The sequence below is a fragment of the Hoylesella enoeca JCM 12259 genome, from assembly GCF_000613405.1.
GTDB classification, from domain to species: Bacteria; Bacteroidota; Bacteroidia; order Bacteroidales; family Bacteroidaceae; genus Prevotella; species Prevotella enoeca.
On sequence record NZ_BAIX01000001.1, the window covers coordinates 1 to 21,894 of the forward strand.

Annotated in this window: 9 protein-coding genes and 5 pseudogenes; 7 read left to right on the forward strand and 7 right to left on the reverse strand. The window is 46.5% G+C overall.

The genetic code is table 11. From position 1 onward, the window contains the following. The 3 genes from JCM12259_RS15955 to JCM12259_RS00015 form a co-directional block, all read right to left on the reverse strand. Positions 1–159 (reverse strand): Arm DNA-binding domain-containing protein (locus JCM12259_RS15955; protein ID WP_234396493.1); only part of this gene is annotated, 159 nt, incomplete at its 3' end. A gap of 12 nt (positions 160–171) precedes the next feature. Continuing rightward, complete coding sequence (locus tag JCM12259_RS00010) at positions 172–1,401, reverse strand: site-specific integrase (protein WP_025064937.1); 1,230 nt, start codon at positions 1,399–1,401, stop codon at positions 172–174. 432 nt (positions 1,402–1,833) lie between these two features. Further along, positions 1,834–2,811, reverse strand: a complete 978-nt coding sequence (locus JCM12259_RS00015; protein WP_025064938.1) for a polyprenyl synthetase family protein — start codon at positions 2,809–2,811, stop codon at positions 1,834–1,836. An 89-nt stretch (positions 2,812–2,900) separates the two neighbouring features. Between JCM12259_RS00015 and polA the strand changes: the two are divergent. After that, positions 2,901–5,662, forward strand: a pseudogene (gene polA / locus JCM12259_RS12870) (DNA polymerase I). Between the two features lie 458 nt (positions 5,663–6,120). On the opposite strand, the gene JCM12259_RS00030 reads toward polA, so the two are convergent. Continuing rightward, complete coding sequence (locus JCM12259_RS00030; protein ID WP_025064940.1) at positions 6,121–7,053, reverse strand: acyltransferase family protein; 933 nt, start codon at positions 7,051–7,053, stop codon at positions 6,121–6,123. 208 nt (positions 7,054–7,261) lie between these two features. Between JCM12259_RS00030 and ychF the strand changes: the two are divergent. From ychF to JCM12259_RS12880, 4 genes and pseudogenes are all read left to right on the forward strand, one after another. Then, a pseudogene (gene ychF, locus JCM12259_RS12875) lies at positions 7,262–8,361 on the forward strand (redox-regulated ATPase YchF). Between the two features lie 60 nt (positions 8,362–8,421). Beyond that, positions 8,422–8,808 (forward strand): four helix bundle protein, encoded by a 387-nt coding sequence (locus tag JCM12259_RS00045; RefSeq protein ID WP_024991412.1) that lies wholly within the window; start codon positions 8,422–8,424, stop codon positions 8,806–8,808. 113 nt (positions 8,809–8,921) lie between these two features. Continuing rightward, positions 8,922–9,770: a prolipoprotein diacylglyceryl transferase gene (lgt, locus tag JCM12259_RS00050; protein ID WP_025064942.1), complete on the forward strand. Its 849-nt coding sequence runs from the start codon at positions 8,922–8,924 to the stop codon at positions 9,768–9,770. A gap of 65 nt (positions 9,771–9,835) precedes the next feature. Next, positions 9,836–12,258, forward strand: a pseudogene (locus JCM12259_RS12880) (glycoside hydrolase family 2 TIM barrel-domain containing protein). A gap of 236 nt (positions 12,259–12,494) precedes the next feature. Here JCM12259_RS12880 and JCM12259_RS00060 read toward each other — a convergent pair. Genes JCM12259_RS00060 through JCM12259_RS00070 form a run of 3 tightly spaced genes read right to left on the reverse strand, consistent with a single transcriptional unit; the run spans position 12,495 to position 16,232 of the window. Next, positions 12,495–14,633 carry a TonB-dependent receptor gene (locus JCM12259_RS00060; protein ID WP_025064943.1) on the reverse strand — a complete coding sequence of 713 codons (2,139 nt, stop codon included), beginning with the start codon at positions 14,631–14,633 and terminating at the stop codon, positions 12,495–12,497. A gap of 4 nt (positions 14,634–14,637) precedes the next feature. After that, the gene (locus JCM12259_RS00065; protein ID WP_025064944.1) at positions 14,638–15,297 is read right to left on the reverse strand and encodes an HmuY family protein; all 660 of its coding nucleotides are present in this window, start codon (positions 15,295–15,297) and stop codon (positions 14,638–14,640) included. Positions 15,298–15,317: 20 nt separating this feature from the next. After that, entirely contained in the window at positions 15,318–16,232 is a 915-nt protein-coding gene (locus JCM12259_RS00070) for a calycin-like domain-containing protein (protein WP_025064945.1), read from the reverse strand. Positions 16,233–16,716: 484 nt separating this feature from the next. On the opposite strand from JCM12259_RS00070, the pseudogene JCM12259_RS12885 reads away from it, so the two are divergent. Next, positions 16,717–18,383: pseudogene (locus JCM12259_RS12885) on the forward strand (formate--tetrahydrofolate ligase). A 563-nt stretch (positions 18,384–18,946) separates the two neighbouring features. Then, a pseudogene (leuS, locus tag JCM12259_RS12890) lies at positions 18,947–21,828 on the forward strand (leucine--tRNA ligase). Positions 21,829–21,894: the final 66 nt, after the last annotated feature.

Sequence of the window (21,894 nt, forward strand, 5' to 3'; positions counted from 1 at the left end):
TCCTTTCCTGCTGTTCCACTCGGAGGATTTGCACTGCTCACCTGTGGTGATGGTGGTACTTTTTCCGTCTATGGTGATACGGCAGAGAATGGCGGTCTTGCCGTCTGCCTTTATTTTCTGTCTGTTGATGTAAAACAATATCTTGAATGTACTTCTCATAAAAAATCTTGGTTAAATGGTTAAACGTAAATCTTCTGTGAAAGAAAGGAAACGGTTAAACTCCTCAAAGAGTTTCTGCGGTGTAACCTTCGCATAACGTTCGGTCATACTTACGTTCGTATGTCCGAGCATCTTACTCACCGTTTCGATTGGAACGCCCTGCTCTAAGGTGATAAGTGTAGCAAAGGTATGTCTTGCCATGTGCGAGGTAAAGGGAAAAGAAATACCTGCCCGTAGTCGCAAGGCTTTAAGACAGGACTGATAAGTGGGATATTTGATGAAAGGCAGCAGTGTTTCCCTTTCATCGCTGTGCATTTTCTCAATTAAGCGAACAGCTTCAGGCAATAACTTGATACGACAAAGCCCCCCCGTCTTCTGCCGGTTGAACTTTAACCAAAGGCTACCATTATCATCACGAACAAGATGCTTCTTGCTTAGTTCCATCAAATCACAATAGGCTGCACCGGTATAACAGGCGAAGAGAAACACATCACGAGCAGTTCCCATTTCTTTTTCCAATTCATCAAAGCAGAGTGCCTTCAACTTGTCCAATGCTTCTTTGTCAAGAGCTTTAGGTGCTTTCTTGTCTCCTCGTTCTATATGTACTTTATCAAACAGAAGCGTATCAGCCAACCCCTCACGATAAGCCAACCTGCAGACGGTCTTCAAATCTGCCGCAACCCTGAAAAATGTGCTTTGCTGATGACCGAGTTCGCCAAGACAAAATGCTTGTAATTCGTAGATAAAGTTTTCTGTCAGCTGCGAAAAAGCCAAATCCGAAACATGATACTTCTTCTGTATAAACTCCTGCAACCGTTTTCGAGTGGAATGATAGGCGGACATAGAGTCCCTCTTGATGTCTATACCGATATGGCTTTCTTTCTCCTTGATGAGCATTTCCAATCTCTCGATGAGCATACATCGTGCCTGCACACAGCCTTGAAACTGTTCCTTTACATCAGTTGCATCAAATGGCTGTCCTTTGGCAATTAGCGACTGATAGGTAGATTGAATGGAAAGCAACAAGTTCTCCAACCTTCCGTTAATCTCCACCGCCTCACGGCTCTTACCGTCCATCCTGCTCTCACGGGGATTCCATAAATCGGGATTGCAGGAGAGCTTGCAACTGAACTGGGCAATGGAACGCCCAATGGTAATTCGTCCCATAATCGGAGCCTTCCCCGACTTGTCCAAACCGCTCTTTTTAAGGTAGAGCAACACCTTCATTTTCTCTGTTTTCATACGCTTTAATATTTGTGGGTAAAGTTACCCGAATTAAAGCGTTCCTTACTTACGCAGAAAACTGCCGACCAAAGCAACAGCCACACGAGCGAAAATAATTCAGTTACCTAATACTGCACCATCGTTACCTACATCAAAACAGGGTAACACTCTGGTAACTGAACTTCTGCCTAAATCTGCATGTTTCTACCCTTTACAAACAGAGCAGTATTATGCTGATTTATGTATTCCCTCCTCATTATCAGTTAGTTTACATCAATTTCGATATTTCTTCATTTTCATTGATTAGTTACACTGCAATTAACTGTTAGTTACAGTGCGTTTAACGGTTAATTGCACACCGATTAACGGCTTTTTAGAAGACAACTAACGGTTAGTTATAATCTCTTTTCACGTTTCCACCCTTTCACTTTTCATCTCCCCTTCTCCCTTTCAAATGTTTCTGTCAATGATAAAGTCGACATATGCCGTGAGTGCCGACTTGATTCCGAGGTCTGAAACGTATGTATCGATAAACGCCATTGCCGATTTTCGATACTCGTTCATCCGCTGTTCGGCATACTCAATACCTCCATTAGCCTTGGTGAAAGCCACCAAACGGGCGATTTCATCGGTATTTATCTCACGCGTTTTCACTTTTCGGGCCAGCGACATCATCGTCTCGTCGCCCGCAGAACGCAGTGCATAAATGACAGGAAGCGTCAACTTACCCTCTGCCATATCGTTACCCGTAGGCTTGCCGATGGCCGTCGAGTCGTAATAATCAAATATATCATCGCGAATTTGGAAGATAATCCCGATGTCGCTACCGAACTTTTCGGCCGCCGCCACTTTCTTTTCACTGGCTCCGACAGATAAAGCACCAACGGCAGCACAGGCTTCAAAGAGAGCCGCTGTCTTCTGTTCGATCACTCGGAAATATATCTCTTCGGAGATTTCTTGACTCTGAATGTTCGTCAGTTGCAATATTTCGCCGTTTGAAAGCGTGCGCCCCAGCTCTGCCAAACGGCGAACGATGACCTCACTGTGCGTGAACGACACATAAAGCAACGCCGTAGAGAGAATGTAATCGCCCACAAGCACAGCCACCTTGTTATTATATGTCGCATTGACCGAGGCCTGGCCACGCCGCTCACCACTCTCATCCACCACATCGTCATGCACCAGACTGGCCGTGTGAAGTAGTTCCAGCCCCACCGAAGCATTCTGAGTGGCATCATTGATAGTGCCGAACGCCTTTGCTACCAGCAGTATCAGCATCGGCCGCATACGCTTTCCGGCTCGATAACGAATGTGTTCGAGCACTTGCGAAAGCAGTCCGTCACTGTGCGAAAGCGACGTATCAAAGAGTTGAATAAAGTTATTGAGTTCTGCCGTTATCGGTTTTTTGATGCGTGATAAATAGTCCATTGTTAATCAAAATTTGTCACAAAATTACTGTTTTTACGGCGATTTGTAGTATTTTTTTATTACTTTTACACGGTCAAAGCAAAAGATTTATGGACAAACTCTTCCTTTTAGACGCTTACGCTTTAATTTACAGAGCTTACTATGCGTTTATTCGCAACCCGCGAATTAATTCAAAAGGCCTCAACACTTCGGCTATAATGGGATTCTGCAACACGCTGAACGAGGTGTTGACAAAGGAAAATCCCACCCACATCGGCGTGGCTTTCGACCACGGATTGACGTTTCGCAACGAGGCATTCCCTGCTTATAAGGCGCAGCGAGAAGCTACTCCCGAAGACATCAAGATTTCAGTGCCCATCATCAAAGATATTCTGGCGGCCTATCGCATACCTATTCTGCAAACAGAAGCTTCGAAGCCGACGACGTTATCGGTACGTTGGCCGTGAAAGCAGGTGCCAGCGGCATCGAAACTTATATGCTCACACCCGACAAAGACTATGGCCAGCTGGTGAGAGACAATGTTTTTATCTTTCGCCCTATGCACGGCGGAGGTTACGAAACGATGGGAGTAGAGGAAGTAAAAACCAAATACGGCATTGCATCTCCGGCTCAGGTAATTGATCTTTTGGCACTGATGGGCGACTCGGCAGACAACTTTCCGGGATGTCCCGGCATCGGAGAGAAAACGGCTGTCAAGTTAATCGGCGAGTTCGGAACTGTCGACGAGCTGCTGAAACATACAGATCAGCTTAAAGGAGCAATAAAAACGAAAGTAGAAGAACACGTAGACGATATTCGAATGTCGAAGTTCCTCGCCACGATTCGCACCGACGTACCCATCGATCTCAACCTCGACGAATTGCAACTTACCGAACCCGACAATGAAAAACTGCGCGAACTGTTTACTGAATTAGAGTTTAAGAGCTTCGCAGATCGCATCTTGAATAAACGTAAAAACAATAAAACGCCTGTTAACGGACAGCTGGATCTGTTCGGCGTAAACACGACCGAGCATGCAGGTGAGCCTGAAAACGAGAGTTTTGAGAGCTTAAAAACAGTCCCACACGAATACAAACTCGTTGAAGATCAACACGAAATGCAGCGCATTTGTGATTTTTTCAGGACAAAACAAATATTAAGTTTAGACACGGAAACCACTTCTACCAACCCGATTGACGCCGAATTAGTGGGCTTGAGCTTTTCGGTCGAAGAACGAAAAGCCTTTTATGTGCCTGTTCCAAACAACAGTGAAGAGGCTCAAAAGATTGTTAATATCTTCAAACCGCTATATGAAGACCCGTCAATTGTTAAAGTAGGACAAAACATTAAGTATGATTTAGAGGTGTTGCAACATTATAACGTGACACTCAAAGGTCAGCTTTTCGATACGATGATAGCGCATTACCTCATCCAACCGGAACTTCGCCACAATATGGATTATATGGCCGAAGTGTATCTCCGATATCGAACCATCCACATAGACGAACTCATCGGGCCCCGCGGAAAGAATCAACGCAGTATGCGCGAGCTGTCGCCCGAAGCCGTTTATGAATACGCTGCGGAGGATGCCGACATCACTTTGCAACTGAAAAACGTATTGGAACCAAAACTGAAAGAGCTCGGTGTAGAAGAGCTTTTCTATGAAATAGAGATGCCTTTGGTTCCAGTCTTGGCCGAAATGGAGATGAACGGCGTGTGTATAGACACTCAGGCGCTGCGCGAAACATCCGAAACACTCAACCGACGGATGCACGAACTGGAACTCAGAATTTATGAATTGGCCGGCAAAACATTCAACATCGCTTCGCCGAAACAGGTCGGCGATATCCTATTCGGTGAAATGAAGATCATCGAAAAGGCCAAACGAACAAAGACTGGACAGTATGTCACGAGCGAAGAAGTACTTCAACAACTTCGCGGCAAGCACGAAATCGTGGCCGATATACTTGATCACCGCGGGCTGAAAAAGCTCCTCGGCACTTATGTCGACGCCCTTCCGAAACTCATCAATCCCCGAACAGGCCACATACACACATCTTTTAACCAAACAGTTACGGCCACTGGGCGTCTCTCTTCAAGTGACCCCAACCTGCAAAACATACCTGTTCGCGGCGAGGATGGCAAAGAAATACGCAAATGTTTCATACCGGACGCGGGCTGCGAGTTCTTTTCCGCCGATTACAGTCAGATCGAATTGCGCGTGATGGCGCATCTGAGCGAGGACGAAAATATGCTCGAAGCCTTTCGCGAAGGCTATGATATTCACGCTGCAACGGCCGCAAAGATCTATCACGAAACGATGGATAGCGTGACACGCGACCAACGGACGAAAGCCAAACGGGCCAATTTCGGCATCATTTACGGCATCACTGTCTTCGGACTTGCAGAGCGTTTGGACATTGATCGGGCAGAAGCTAAACAGTTGATAGACGGTTATTTCGAGACGTATCCGCGTGTGCGAGACTATATGGAACGGTCGAAAGAGTTGGCCCGAGCGTGCGGTTATGCCGAGACTATTTTCCATCGGCGTCGCTATCTGCCCGACATCAACAGTCATAATGCCACCGTTCGCGGTTTCGCTGAGCGTAATGCCATCAACGCCCCAATACAAGGCAGTGCAGCAGACATCATCAAAGTGGCGATGGTTCGCATCTACCAGCGTTTCAAACGTGAGGGAATCCACTCTAAAATGATTCTTCAAGTGCACGATGAATTGAACTTCAGTGTGCTGCCCGATGAACATTCGCAGGTAGAAAAGATTGTGATGGAAGAGATGCAAGCTGCTTATCCCCTCTCCGTTCCCCTCATTGCAGACGGCGGTTGGGGCAAGAACTGGTTGGAAGCGCATTAAAGTAAAATTCAGTTGTCAAATTTCTTTTGACAACTGAAACCATTCTCTATCATCCACAAACATTTTTCAATGATGTAAAAAAGCATCTAATCGGCTCCTGAAAAAGCATTATTTGCAGTGCAAGTAACGTCTTTTCAGAAGCGATTAGATGTTTCTTGCAACCTCATTTTGGGCTTTCTCAAAGGTGCTATATATTTTTACGTGGCAATGATACACAGTATTTGAAAGCAAAAAGGAATATCCTGAGACTCCCAACTCGCCCGTCTCATGTTGAGACTGGCCTTAATTTTCAACAGTTAAAGATATTGATGGAGAATGAAAAACAATCCTCTATCCTTTATGCATGCCGTTATTTAATGAATTTGCATTGCAAAACAATGAAACAACTAAGGAAAATCCGAGTCTTCAAAAAGGATGTGTAGAGATTAAATCACAAGAAAATCCTCTCTCTCCACAATTTATCTAAGAAAGCGGGAACGGGCAAAAAGATAAGAGAAATGAGACCGATCTAACAGCCACGCCAATACCAACGAACCGCAAACACTAATGATGAGCGTGACAAATGTAAATGACAGAACAGACGAATCCCACGTAAAAAGACGCTGACAAAACCTTGCTGATATTGTGAAAACGGGATGAAAGAGATAGATCGGTAATGTATTCATCCCGATATATACAGCATAACGACACACTTTCGCAGGTACACGGCAATACATCCAACTCATAAACGACAACGCACAAACTACAGATGCCATTATCAACACACTCCCCCAATCTTGACAACCAAGCCCAACGATAATGCCAACAAACGGAAATAGCGCATAGAAAGACGGTTTAAAGAGGGATTGAAAATCGCAACCGCACTGTCGCAACACCGTTCCCAAGAAATAATAGACCACACTTTGCAGTGTCATCACAGGCAAAACAAGCGAGGAAAGGATGAGAATGAAACCGAAAACGGCGAATTTTGATATACGATTGCACACAAACGGCAGGCATTTAAAGCTGAAATAATAAACCGCACCGCAACCTATCATTTCATAAAAGAACCAATATGGACCAATGGAAGTGATGAAAACTTTCTCGCAGACAGCCTCTATCGTGAGATGGGTAAGGCCACCACGCACTGGCAAATAGTAAGAAAGCACGGAAAAACCGACTGTCATTATCACGTAAGGAACAATAATTTGCAATAAATAAAGCCCGAATCGGCGCAGTGTCTTGTCGATATTGACGAGATAACCGGTTACGAACAAGAACGTAGGCATTAAGAAAGCAAGTACGGATGCCTTGATTTCGGGATAGTGATTACCAAAGTTGACGATGTGAACGAGCACCACCAATACGATCAACACGCATCGAACAAAATCGATTTCACGATAATTCTTCATCTTGTTTTAGTCAGTTGAATTTGCTGAAAGAAATCAAATCCAAGGCAAAAATAGTCAAAATACTGATTAAAACCAAACCGAAAACACAGAAGAAACAAGTCAAAAAACAAACAAGGAGAATCCCGTTGCTAAATATCTTATTACGAATAGACATTTTATTAGATTTTTCCACTACCTTTGCAACCATTATTCAATTTAAGATAAGATTATGTCTTTAAAGTGCGGAATCGTGGGTTTGCCTAATGTCGGCAAGTCTACGTTGTTTAATTGTTTATCAAGTGCGAAAGCGCAAGCAGCTAATTTCCCGTTCTGTACAATCGAACCGAATGTCGGAGTGATAACAGTGCCCGACGAAAGACTTACTCGTTTGGCCGAGATTGTTCATCCGGGGCGCATCGTTCCGGCCACTTGCGAGATCGTAGACATAGCTGGTTTGGTGAAAGGAGCAAGCAAAGGAGAGGGCTTAGGCAATAAGTTTCTCGGCAATATACGCGAGACTGATGCCATTATTCACGTCCTCCGGTGCTTCGATGACGATAATATCACACACGTAGACGGCACGATCGATCCCATCCGTGACAAAGAAATCATAGATACTGAATTACAACTCAAAGATCTTGAAACGATCGAAAGTAGATTGAGTAAAGAGCAAAAGACGGCCGCTGCGGGCAATAAGGAGGCGAAAGTGATGGTGAATGTGCTCACAGCTTACAAAAAAGCACTTGACGAGGGGCGCAATGCACGCACCGTAACTTTCGATTCCCAGGAAGAAGAAAAGGCTGCACACGACTTGTTTCTGCTCACTTCCAAGCCTGTGCTTTACGTCTGCAATGTAGACGAAACAGCTGCAATGACGGGCAATGCGTATAGCAAACGCGTGGAGAAAGCAGCTCAAACAGAGGGTGCCGAGGTACTGATCATTGCCGCAAAGACCGAAGAAGACATTGCATCTTTGGAAACTTACGAAGACAAGAAGATGTTTCTCGACGAGTTAGGATTGGCAGAAAGCGGTGTAAACAGACTCATCAAAAAGGCTTATTCGCTGCTGAATTTAGAGACATTCATCACTGCCGGCGAGATGGAAGTTAAGGCTTGGACTTATCACAAAGGTGGAAGGCTCCGCAATGTGCGGGTGTTATCCACACGGATTTTGAAAAAGGATTCATCCGAGCAGAGGTAATCAAATACCAAGACTATATTCAATACGGTTCGGAAGCAGCCGTTCGCGAGGCCGGCAAGTTGGGAGTCGAAGGCAAAGACTACGTTGTACAGGACGGTGATATTATGCATTTCAGATTCAATGTGTGATGCTGACACTTGGGATGAACGATGATTGATGAAGGATGAAAGTTTAAATGCCATTACGATATGGAACCTTTCTATTTCAGACGATTAGATGTTTACCGTAACGCCAAGCAACTTTCAAGGCTCATTTATGAACTTCTGAGAAAGTATCCGGCCGAAGAACGCTTCGCATTATGCAGCCAACTGCGACGGGCAGTGACATCTATCCCTATCAATATTGCAGAAGGATTCGGCAGATTCTCATCCAAAGAGAAAGCTCATTTCATAGAAATTGCATTCGGTTCTGTGACCGAAGTTCTCTGCGAAATAGAATTATCGCTCGACGAAGGATATATATCACAAGAGGAATTCAAGCAAGTGGAAGAACGGTTATCAGTCATCGGCAAGCAGCTCTCAGGTCTCCACTCCTCAATATTGCGTAATGGCGATTCACGAATCAGGGAAAGATGAATACCCAATAATCCCCCATTACTAAGACAACAACAAATCATCGTGATTCATCAATCAGCACAACAACAAATAAACATTCATCGCTCATCATTCATCAATCATCATAATAGAAAATGGAACACCTTCTATCCTACATCATCTGGGACCCCAATCTCTTTGCATTCCACATCGGAAGCTTTGGCATTCGATGGTATTCGCTGTGCTGGGGCATCGGACTGGCACTGGCATACATCCTTGTTCGCCGCCTTTATAAAGAGCAGAAGATTAAGGATGAGTACTTCGATCCGCTCCTTTTATATTGCTTTGTGGGAATCCTTGCAGGTGCCCGATTGGGTCATTGCTTGTTTTATCAACCCGAATATTTCCTTAGTTCGTGGGAGCATGCTGTCGAAATGATCGTTCCGATGCACCATATGGCCGACGGATCGTGGAAGTATGTGGGCTACGAAGGGCTCGCTTCGCACGGCGGAACCATCGGACTGATAATCGCACTCTATCTTTATTATCGCAGAACACACCTCAATCTGTGGATCGTTCTTGATAATATCGCCATCGCAACGCCCATTACCGCATGCTTCATTCGCCTCGGAAATCTGATGAATTCAGAGATTATCGGCAAAGTTACAGATGTTCCTTGGGCTTTTATCTTCGAGAAAGTAGACAAAGTTCCGCGCCATCCCGGCCAACTTTATGAAGCCATCGCCTATGCCGTTTTCTTCTTCGTGGGATGGTATTTATATCGACACAAGCCGCAAAAAGTAGGCACAGGCTTCTTCTTCGGCCTCTGTCTGACATTGATTTTCACGTTCCGCTTCTTCGTAGAATATACCAAAGACATTCAGGTTGACTTCGAATCGGGAATGTTTCTCAATATGGGTCAGCTGCTAAGCATCCCCTTTGTCATCATTGGTATTGCCTGTATGACAGGCGGAAAATGGATGAAAAAGATCGGAGCAAAATGAAATGAGGATACCGAAAACCTTCAATCCCTCCCCTACTCACAAACTCAGAAACATAAAAACTCACGATGAAACAAAGCCTTTTGGCGCTTTTCCTCACCGCATCCGTGGTATGCGGGGCGCAGAATAGACAGGAACAAAACCTCAAAACGTGGCAATTCTCACGCGACGGAAAGGTATGGCAGCAGGTCAGTGTACCTCACGACTGGGCTATCAACGGCCCGTTCGACAGGAAATGGGATATTCAACACCTTGCCATAACGCAAGACGGACAAAACAAAGCCATCGATCATACTGGCCGTTCGGGGGCTCTTCCCTGGCTCGGTGAGGGTCGATATCGAACGGTTTTCACGGTTCCCAAAGGTGCAAAACGAGCCGAACTCTACTTCGATGGGGCTATGAGCGAACCCGTTGTGTATGTAAACGGACAGGAAGCAGGCCGTTGGAACTATGGTTATAATGCTTTCCGACTCGACATTACGCAGCTGCTCAGACGCGAGAACAATGAAATCACGGTGAGACTCCACAACGTCGAGGAAAGCAGTCGGTGGTATCCGGGTGCCGGACTCTATCGTCCCGTCAGGCTGATCTTCACCGGCGACATCCGCATTGACCCTTGGGAAACGTTCTTCCGCACGCTTTCGGCCGATGCAAACAACGCCAACGTTTCCGTAAACACGCAAATCAAAGGCGCTAAAAGTACGAAAAATATCAAGACGACAGTTACTATCAAGAATGCCGACGGACGCGTTGTAGCGCAAAAAACGGCATCACCCGACGCACAAGGACGCGCTTCTTTCAACCTTGATGTGGCTCACCCGCAACTTTGGTCGCCCGAATCCCCCACCCTATACACACTTATCACCACCGTCAAAGACGGCAACAAGCATCTTGATCGCACTTCGCAGCGCGTCGGTATACGCACCATCGATGTGTCACGAGCACACGGATTCCGCCTCAACGGCCTCTCGCGGAAGTTCCAAGGCGTATGTCTCCACCACGATTTAGGTCCACTCGGCGCCGCCGTCAACAAGTCGGCCATCATCCGACAGATACGTCTGATGAAAGATATGGCGTAGATGCCATCCGCACTTCACACAATATGCCCTCGCAAATGCAAATGGAAGTGTGCGACTCGATGGGAATGATGGTAATGGCAGAGAGTTTCGACGCCTGGGCTGAGCCCAAAGTGAAGAACGATTACAACCGTTTCTATACCCAATGGTGGCGCAAAGACCTCACCAATCTCATCAAAGGCCATCGCAATCATCCCTCGATCGTGATGTGGAGTATCGGCAATGAGATTCCCGAACAATGGAAAACGGAAGGCGCCCGACGTGCAAAGGAGATGACGGAGTTCTGTCACAGCCTCGACAATACACGTCCGGTAACGGCCGGAGGAGATAATCCCAAAGCTTGTACAGATTGCGGTTTCTATGCCGCAACAGACGTTCCGGGTTTCAATTATCGTGGATTTCTCTACGATGAACTCATCAATCGTCAGCCGCAGGGCTTCATCCTGGGTACCGAAACCACGTCTACGGTAAGTAGCCGAGGCGTTTACAAATTCCCCGTAGAGACCAAAAAGATGGCCACTTACCCCGATGGACAGTGCTCTTCGTATGATGTGGAGTGCTGCGGATGGAGCAATCTGCCCGACGATGATATGCGGATGCAAGACGACCGCACGTGGACCATTGGCCAATTCGTATGGACCGGCATCGACTATTTGGGCGAACCGACGCCCTATTATTCGTATTGGCCCTCTCGAAGCAGCTATTTCGGCGCCGTAGATCTGGCCGGATTGCCCAAAGATCGATACTATCTCTATCGCGCACAATGGAATAAACGCGAGCACACTTTGCATCTCCTGCCCCACTGGACGTGGCCGGGGCGCGAAGGAAAAAACACACCTGTCTATTGCTATACAGACTATCCGCAGGCCGAACTCTTTGTAAACGGCCGCAGCCAAGGCCGAATCGCCAAATGCGACACGGCACGCTTAGATCGCTATCGATTGCGTTGGAACAACGTTGTCTACGAACCGGGCGAACTGAAAGTGGTGGCTTACGATGCTGATGGCCGAAAAGCAGCCGAAAAAATTATCCGAACGGCCGGCCAACCAGCTGCATTGCGCTTGGAAACCGACTGCAAACAACTCAGCCCCAACGGCGAAGATCTAGCTTATATCACCGTAACGATGGTGGACGAAGACGGCAACGAGTGTCCCGATGCAGACGATTTGATCAGCTTCGAGGTGTCCGGAGCCGGTTCATTCCGCGCTGTCTGCAATGGCGATGCTACTTCTTTGGAGTCTTTCACTACGCCTCAGATGCGTCTTTTCCACGGTAAATTAGTACTCACCGTGCAGAGTTCGGAGCACGAAGGCAGTATCACTGTCAAAGCAAAAGATGCCCGCCATCATCTCACAGGTATATTGCAACTCATCAATATCAAGCAAGTCCCGATTCGGATAAAAGCCCGTAAATAGCGCGGCGGGGGGTCCCGAAACGTGTAAAATTAGAAAAACAGTGCGGCGGGGAGTCCCGAAACGAATAAAATTAGAAAAACAACGCGGCGGGGGGTCCCGAAACGTGCAAAATTAGAAAAATGACGCGGCGGGACTCCCCGCCGCACTGTTATATTCACTGATTCAATTAAATTTTCGTCGTGCAACTAACAGTTAAACGCCGTGCAACTCATGGTTAGTTGCACGGCGTTTAATGGTTAAAACAATTTTGCGATACGCTCCAATTCAATTCCGACGGTAGCTGTAAACGCCGTACCCGTGGTGAAAGGAGAATTGTATTGATAGCGATCGGGCCGATAATTAAACAGATTATCCACGCCCAATGTGATGTCGATGGCATTGTAAAAGCGCTGTCGCAGAATGAGTTTCCATAGCGAATAAGCTGGCGACGAGGCCGAAACGTAGGTTGCATAATCGCGGGCCAGTGTGTGGTAATGGTTGCGCGAAAGATAACGACCATTGAGTACGATGTCGAACGCATAATTGCGGAATGTACGCCGATAATCCACCTGCGCAGTAAACGTATGCGGTCGCGAATCAGAAGTGTTGAGTCGGCCGCCACGCGGAAACTCATGGAAGAACGCATAAGACATTTTGGCCCCGATACCGCAGGTATATCGTGCGATGACTGTGGCATCGAAACCTGCCAAGTCGGTACCGTCCACATTGCGATAAACCATGGCTCCGCGCCCGTTTTCTCTTGTTTGATCCCAGATGGTGGTGATTTCATTGCTAAGAATATTGTAATAGCCCGTCAACGTGAAGCAATAACAGCGGTGAACGTATTCTCCCGAGGCCGAAAAACTATGACTTGTTTCGGCTTTCAAGTCCTTATTGCCATAGATTTTGAAGATGTTCGCCATATTGAAATCTGTGTATCGCTCTTTGAGCGACGGTGCGCGGAAACCTCGGGAATACGAACCGCGCAGCTTCAAACGGCCCAATGCGTACATCGTTGCCAGCTTCGGTGTGAGTTGCCAACCATACCCCGAAAAGTAATCACTACGCAATCCGCCCACGATTGTCCAATGCTTGTCGATCGCCCAATCGGCCTGTGCAAAGAGATCGGCCGTAACTTGGGTGTGAGTATCATCTCCCGAGAACTGATAAGACCTGAGATAATTGTTCAAGAGATCACCGCCGAGCGTGAGGGCAAGCCCCTTTGGAAACGTGTGAGTGTATAAAGCGCGCAGCGAATGTTGCACGTTCTTATAGTCGAGAATATCTTTTCGGGGAGCGATATAATAGTTACTCTTATCGTATCGATCGAAATTATAACTCACATCGAGCACGTTCGCCTCGTCGAAACGACCGGTCAACCGTGTGCTTCCGCTGAAATCGCGCGCCCGGTCACGAGTGTCGACCGACGAGTTGCGCTCATGAAAATAGTAACCGGCCTTTCCCGTGAGTGCGAATCGATCGGAAATGCGAAACGAGAGTTTGTCTTTGAAGTTCCATTGATGGTTACCGTAGACCTGCGTACTGTCTTTTCGGCCTTTGTCAAAAGCATAATAAGTGCCTAATCGATCAGTTTGCACATGCAGAAGATTGGCCAATCGCCCTGCGCGCAAGCCCCATTCGCCACCGTGTCGCTGCTCTCCATAACGGCTTCCGACATGTGAACTCAGATGGAGTGTAAGCGGATCGGAGGCCGATTTAGTAATGATATTGACCACAGCACCCACTGCATTCGAACCGTATAACGCCGAAGCAGCTCCTTTGACGATCTCAATGCGCTCGATATTATCCGTGTTCAACCTGCGAAAATCAATGTTATCGAGCGTCTCTCCGGCCAAACGCTCTCCGTCAATGAGGAATAACAGCGACTGTCCACCTAATCCTTGCATCGTGAGAACAGGCTGTTGGTTCATCGAATACGAGTATTCCAGACCGGGAAGTTCGGCTTCCAACACGTCACGAATATTCGTTGCATCGAGCTTCCGGATGTCGTTAGCTGTGATAACACGCGTCACCACGGGCGTGTTGGCTAATGTTTTAGGCGTCAATGTGCCCGTAATGGTCACGGTGCTAAGGTTGATTAAATCTTCCTTCATCGTGATTTTAACGGCCGTTTCGCCCTCGACAGTCGTTTCGATCGTGGTTTTCTGATAACCCAATAACGTTGCTGTGAGACGGTAATGACCATTGGCGAGCGACAACGAGAAGTGTCCGTCTTTGTCGGTTTGCGCAGTTTGACTTCTGCCTTCAATCGAAACGTAGGCAAAAGGCACAGGTTTTTCACCGTCGGTCACAACGAGTCCGCGAACGATTGCAGCCCGCACGCCCACGGATAGTTGCATCATGATGATGATGATCAATAGCAATCTTCCGGTCATAACATCATTTCTTGAATGTCAAAGGATAGACATATTCCAACGAAATATATCCTTTGGTGTTGTATTTATTAGGGTTTGCGTAACCCGTAAAGTGCACGGCAGCCATCGTTCCATCACGAGTCAACAACAGATAAACTTTGTTTGAGGGTGTGTAAATGGGCGGCATACTGCGCATATCGATATGAAGCCAACGCCCGAGAACGGTGTTTTTGAGTGTCTTTGCATAAGTCAGATAACCTTGCATCATCGTAGACACATCGACAATGATGCTGTCTGCCTCATCAGGAGCAAACCGATCATCGTCCGGTCGGGCAAAAGTGCCGTCCTCGACAGCTGCTTTAAACGCATCGAAATCCGTGTATTCAGTCTCTAAAACACGACCTCCATTGGTCTTGCAATCATATCGATGCAAGGCAAATTGCCATTGGGCGGGAATCGACTTGGTGTCATTGTAAGGCAAAGTGAGTTGTCTTCCCGTTTTCAAATCTAAATAAATCCAATCCGTGTAAGCCGTTGCATCAATATAGGAATAAGTGTTCGGCTTGTTCATATCGGGCTTGACGACACTCGACGGATCGTCATAAATGCTGTCGCACGACTGCACTGACCATGCAATCGTGCCCAACAGCATCCATGACAACAGGTTATACGTGATTCGTTTCATCCCTGTTTGTCGTCGTATCGTTATTCGCCTGCCAAGAATTTAGCCAATGCCTGCTTGGCAGCTCGGGCCTCGGCAGCTTTCTTTTCGGGTGCAACACCACTTTTAAGCGTAACTGTCGTGCCACCCATCACAGCCGGCATGGTGAACGAAAGACTGTAAGTCTTACCGTCTTTGCTCACTGTTCCTTGGAAAACACAGGCATAATCTTTCGGCGTTCCACCGCCCATGGCCATCTGAATTGTGCCCTTTCCATTCAAGTTATACTCCTCTCCGTTGACCGAAACAGTCACACCCGTGAGCGAGGCAGTGCCCCACATCTTCGATTTGAAGCTAACGGTGAGCGTCTTAGCATCTTCGCTCGCAGCCACAGCAACAGTTTCGTCCTTGGTGATCATATCTTTGAACATCTTGCTTGATGCTGTCGTATAGCCTTTATAGCTGTTGGCAACAAGCAAAGTGAGTGGAGCCGACCCATTGCTGAAATTGATTTTCGTACCGCCCATCACACCATTGATGGTGAAAATGAGGTTATAGGTCTTTTTATCCTTGCTGATGCTGCCCGTCAAAGCACAGTCATACTGGGTTGGTTTACCACCTTTGTGTCCTTCAATAGTCGACTTTCCGAGTCCCACCAAGACATATTCATCTCCTGATTGGGTCACCGTAGCCGTGTTGAACGTGCTCGTTCCCCACGCGCCTTTCGATGTGTAGACCACTTTGACGGTGCCGTCTGAATTGTTCGTGATCTGCACCGACTCGCCATCCAAGCCCATTCCAGTGGGCATATAGGGGAAAGTGACTTTTGTCCAACCTTGATATGTTCCGGCAATAGCCCCTTCTGACGGGGTGTCATTGTTGTCATCGCTACATGCAACAATAGCTAATGCAGCAAAAAGTGCTACGATTGATTGTTTGAAAATAGCCGTTTTTTTCATTGTGATGTATTGAATTAAAATATTTAACTATATCGGATGCAAAGGTAAAGCGTCCCCATCGATGACACAATACCCAAAAATGGGGATTTCATTTGTTTATTCATCATGCATCGTTCATCATTCATCATTATCCATTGTCATTTCCTTTATCTTTCGGGAGAGCCTGAGGGAAATTCTGATTAAGCATTAGTTGCGCTGCACATAAGCATTAATTATACGACAACTAACGCTTACTTACAACGCCATTAACCATGAGTTGAAAATCAACCCAAACTCATCTACTCGCTCACTTGCCAACTCGTCTACTGCAACAAAACAAAAACCACGCTCGCAGCAAGGCATTCTTTTTCTCTGAAATAGCATTTTTTAAGACTTAATTGTTTGCAAATCACCCGTGAATTTGTATTTTTGCGACATCTAATAATCGGCCGTCTGCCCCCAGAAAGGACATTGCAGCCAGCTTAAACCTAATTCATACTATTAAATGAAAACAGACATTGAAATCGCTCACAGCACTTCGTTAGAACCCATTTCACGAATTGCCGAGAAAGTAAACATCCCCGTTGATTCGCTCGAACCATACGGGAAGTACATTGCCAAAGTGCCTTACCGCCTCATCAATGAGGAAAAGGTGAAGCAATCCAAACTCATTTTGGTCACCGCTATATCGCCGGTGAAAGCCGGAATCGGCAAAACCACTGTCAGTATCGGCCTTGGATTGGGGCTGAATCACATCGGTAAAAAAGCCGTTGTGGCGTTGCGCGAACCAGTATGGGCCCCTGTTTCGGAATGAAAGGTGGTGCGGCCGGTGGCGGTTATGCACAAGTGTTGCCGATGGAGAATATCAATCTCCACTTCACGGGCGACTTCCACGCCATCACTTCGGCCAACAACATGATCTCGGCATTGTTAGACAACTACATTTATCAGCATCAAGACGAGGGATTCGGACTGAAAGAAGTCTTTTGGAGACGTGTTCTCGACGTCAACGATCGCTCTCTTCGCGACGTTATTACCGGTGTTGGAGGCCGAACCAACGGTGTTGTGGCCGAAAATGGATTTGATATCACGCCCGCATCAGAGATTATGGCCATCTTCTGTTTGGCCAAAGACGAAGACGATTTGCGGCATCGCATTGAGAATATCCTGCTCGGAACCACCCTCGAAGGCAAGCCGTTCCGCGTGAAAGACATGGGAGTGGCGGGCGCTATTACCACGATTCTGCGCGACAGTATCAATCCGAATCTCGTCCAAACCACTGAAAACACGGCGGCATTTATCCACGGCGGTCCTTTTGCTAACATCGCCCACGGGTGCAACAGTGTGATAGCCACCAAGGCAGCAATGACATTCGGCGATTACGCTATCACCGAGGCAGGCTTCGGTGCAGACTTAGGTGCAGAGAAATTCTTTGATATCAAGTGTCGCAGAGCAGGCTTGCAACCCAAGCTTTCTGTGCTTGTGGCAACGATTCAAGCCTTGAAAATGCATGGTGGAATCGATCTCAAAGAGCTTGCTAAACCTAATGAAGAAGGCTTGATAAAAGGTTTTGGCAATCTGGATAAGCACATCGAGAATCTTCAAAGCTTTGGTCAGACAGTCATTGTGTGCCTCAATCGCTTCGGCACCGACACGCAGGCCGAACTCGATTTGGTGCGTGTTCATTGCGAAAAGATGGGCGTCGGTTTTGCCATCAACACAGCTTTCACCGATGGCGGAGTAGGAGCCGAGAAATTGGCACAGCTTGTTGTGAAGACGATCGACGAAAATCCGTCGAAACCCTTACGCTTCGTTTACGACGAAAACGACAGTATTCAGGACAAGGTAACCAAGATTGCGACGAAGATTTACGGTGCCGATCGTGTTATTATCAAGCCGGCGGCAATGCGAAAACTCAAAAACATCGAAGCCAGCGACTATCACAAATTCCCCGTTTGCATTGCAAAGACGCAGTATTCGTTATCCGAAGACCCGAAGTGGTATGGTGTTCCGAAAGGCTTCGAGATAACAATTCGTGACTTTGTAGTAAGTGCCGGCGCTGAAATGGTGGTCGCCATAGCCGGTGAAATCATGCGTATGCCAGGACTTCCGAAGAGTCCTCAGGCCGAGCGTATTGACATTGTGAACGGCGAAATCACTGGTTTGTCGTAATCGCTGACCAACAGAGAATTTCGCTTGCCCCCTAAATTAGGGGAGTGGAAACCAATCTTCAATTGACAATTGATCATTAAGAAATTCCTCATTGCGCTTCGCTCACAAAGCCAAAAGAATATAGCGAATATGAGATTTGTATTTCATTGAGATTCAATGAAGTGCAAATCTCATTGCAATGAATGGTCAATCGCACTGCAATGAACGGTTAGTCTTCGTGCGACTAATCGTTAGTTGTTGAGTGACTCATGGCTAATTAGAACAATATTTACAAGCTCTTAGAAAAATAAAGAGTACCATCGGCTATATAAATCACCTCATTTGGCCAAATTTTATTACCTCATTTGGCCCAAAAGAATAGTGAAGGAGCACCGACATTGATGTTTCAGTTCATTTGGTTTACGCTCTTCCGTATTCTGCCAAGTCCTTACTTTATCAACCACTGACGGGAAATCGAGATTTTCGGAACAGCTCATTACTTTGTCAGAGATTTTTCGTAATTTTGCAAACTGCAGACATTGAGCCACTATGTCTGCATCAATCGACAAATAATCACAGATAAAATGGAATATAATTTCAGCGAAATCGAAAAGAAATGGCAACAAAAATGGATTGCCGATAAAACCTATCAAGTGACTGAAAACAAAGCAAAAGAGAAATTCTATGTGCTTAATATGTTCCCGTATCCATCCGGAGCGGGCCTTCACGTGGGTCATCCGCTGGGTTATATAGCCAGTGATATCTATGCACGTTACAAGCGGTTGCAGGGTTTCAACGTATTAAATCCGATGGGATATGATGCCTATGGCCTACCCGCCGAGCAATATGCGATTCAGACCGGACAGCATCCTGCCATCACGACAGCTGCTAACATCAAGCGCTATCGTGAACAATTAGACAAGATAGGATTCTCTTTCGACTGGCAAAGAGAGGTTCGCACCTGTGAACCCAGTTATTATAAGTGGACGCAATGGGCGTTTCAGAAGATGTTCGGAAGCTATTATGACAATGCCGAAGGTAAGGCTTTACCTATTGAAAAGCTCGCGACTTATCTTTCAGAATACGGTACCCAAGGGTTGAATGTAGCTCAAAGCGAAGAACTGAAACTATCGGCGGCCGAATGGAATGCGATGAACGAGCGGGAGCAACAGCAGGTTTTGATGAACTATCGCATTGCTTATTTGGGCGAAACAATGGTCAATTGGTGTGCCGAACTGGGTACAGTGCTGGCCAATGACGAGGTAGTCGATGGCCTTTCAGTGCGTGGCGGCTATCCCGTTGTTCAAAAAAAGATGCGTCAATGGTGCTTGCGCGTGTCGGCGTATGCACAAAGACTGCTCGACGGATTAGACCAAATAGACTGGACGGAATCGTTAAAGGAAACACAACGAAACTGGATCGGTCGGTCGGAAGGTGCCGAAGTGGAGTTCAAAGTGAAAGACAGCGACATACGTTTCACCATCTTTACGACACGTGCCGACACGATGTTCGGCGTCACTTTCGCTGTTTTGGCACCTGAAAGCGAGTATGTACAATCAGTAACAACGGCAGAACAACGTGCGGAAGTGAACGAATACTTGGCTCAAACGAAGAAACGCACAGAGCGAGAACGCATTTCCGACCGTCGTGTCACAGGTGTTTTCACCGGGTCCTATGCGATAAATCCTTTGACAAACAAACCGATTCCCATTTGGATCAGCGATTATGTATTGGCCGGTTACGGCACAGGCGCGATTATGGCAGTGCCTGCTCACGATTCAAGAGACTATGCTTTTGCCAAGCATTTCAATCTTCCGATCATCCCATTGATTGAAGGTGCCGATATAAGTGAACAGAGTTATGATGCCAAAGAAGGTATTGTAATGAACAGCCCGGCCTCTCCCAACTCTTCCGAAATAGGAGAAATACATCCAGAAAAGGGGTTGGTTTTAAATGGATTGACCGTAAAAGAGGCAATTGCTAAAACCAAAGCGTATGTTACGGAGCATCGTTTGGGTCGCGTAAAGGTCAACTATCGTTTGCGCGACGCCATCTTTTCGCGACAACGTTATTGGGGAGAACCGTTCCCGGTGTACTATAAAGACGGAATGCCTTATATGATTCCGGAAGACAAACTACCGTTGGAATTACCCGAAATAACCGATTACAAACCTACTGCAACAGGCGAACCGCCTCTCGGAAATGCCGTAAAATGGGCGTGGGACACAGTTAATGAGACCGTTGTCGACAAGTCTTTTATAGATGAAAAGACCATATTCGCACTCGAACTCAATACAATGCCGGGCTTTGCAGGTAGTTCTGCCTATTACCTTAGATATATGGACCCGCACAATCAACACGCACTTGTGGGCCGAGAAGCCGATGAATACTGGCGGAATGTAGATCTTTACGTGGGCGGAACAGAGCACGCTACGGGTCATTTAATTTATTCTCGGTTCTGGAATAAGTTCCTTTTCGACTGCGGAGTAAGCTGTATGGACGAACCATTCCATAAACTTGTCAACCAAGGAATGATTCAAGGACGATCCAATTTCGTGTATCGCGTTATTTCATCAACACCTAACGAGAAACCGATTTTCGTGTCTTCGGGATTAAAAGACAAGTATGACGTAACACCGATTCACGTAGATGTAAACATCGTTCACAATGATGTGCTTGACATCGAGGCGTTCCGGAATTGGCGACCGGAATTTAAAGACGCTGAGTTTATTCTCGAAGAAGGACGCTATTTGTGCGGATGGGCCATCGAAAAGATGTCTAAATCGATGTTCAATGTGGTCAATCCCGATACCATTGTCAATCAATACGGCGCCGATACATTGCGCCTTTACGAGATGTTTTTAGGTCCGGTAGAACAAAGCAAACCGTGGGACACCAACGGAATAGACGGTTGTCATCGTTTCTTAAAGAAACTTTGGGCACTCTTCTACGATCGTTCGGGTGCCTTTCTGCCCACTGACGGCGAGCGACGGCAGAGCAATTGAAATCTGTTCACAAGTTGATCAAGAAGGTAACACAAGACATTGAGAACTTCTCTTACAATACATCAATCTCTGCTTTTATGATTTGTGTCAACGAATTAGCGCAAAGCAAGTGTCGCAATCGCAGTCTTTTATCCGACGTTATCGTATTGATTGCACCCTTTGCACCGCATATCGCAGAGGAGTTATGGGCTGCTCTTGGGCACACCGACAGTGTTTGCGATGCCCATTGGCCCGTTTACGATGAACAATATTTGGTAGAAAGCCAGATGCAACTTACCATTTCGTTCAACGGAAAAGCACGATTCCAAATGCAATTTGCCACTGATGTCGACGAAGAAAGCATCAAACAGGCTGTCATTAACGATGAGAAATCGCGCAAATACATAGAAGGCAATGCCGTGGTAAAGGTGATTGTCGTACCGAAACGCATTGTAAACGTGGTGCTTAAGCCGCAAAAATAAATGAAATCAATCATTGTATAGATCTCCAACCTCCTAAACTTAGGAGCTTAGATAAATCCAATTAAA

Bases quoted from the DNA above. Each gene is read 5' to 3' on its own strand.
- JCM12259_RS00010 (WP_025064937.1), bottom strand. From the start codon at position 1,401: ATGAAAACAGAGAAAATGAAGGTGTTGCTCTACCTTAAAAAGAGCGGT.
- JCM12259_RS00015 (WP_025064938.1), bottom strand. From the start codon at position 2,811: ATGGACTATTTATCACGCATCAAAAAACCGATAACGGCAGAACTCAAT.
- JCM12259_RS00030 (WP_025064940.1), bottom strand. From the start codon at position 7,053: ATGAAGAATTATCGTGAAATCGATTTTGTTCGATGCGTGTTGATCGTA.
- JCM12259_RS00045 (WP_024991412.1), top strand. From the start codon at position 8,422: ATGGAACCTTTCTATTTCAGACGATTAGATGTTTACCGTAACGCCAAG.
- lgt (WP_025064942.1), top strand. From the start codon at position 8,922: ATGGAACACCTTCTATCCTACATCATCTGGGACCCCAATCTCTTTGCA.
- JCM12259_RS00060 (WP_025064943.1), bottom strand. From the start codon at position 14,633: ATGACCGGAAGATTGCTATTGATCATCATCATCATGATGCAACTATCC.
- JCM12259_RS00065 (WP_025064944.1), bottom strand. From the start codon at position 15,297: ATGAAACGAATCACGTATAACCTGTTGTCATGGATGCTGTTGGGCACG.
- JCM12259_RS00070 (WP_025064945.1), bottom strand. From the start codon at position 16,232: ATGAAAAAAACGGCTATTTTCAAACAATCAATCGTAGCACTTTTTGCT.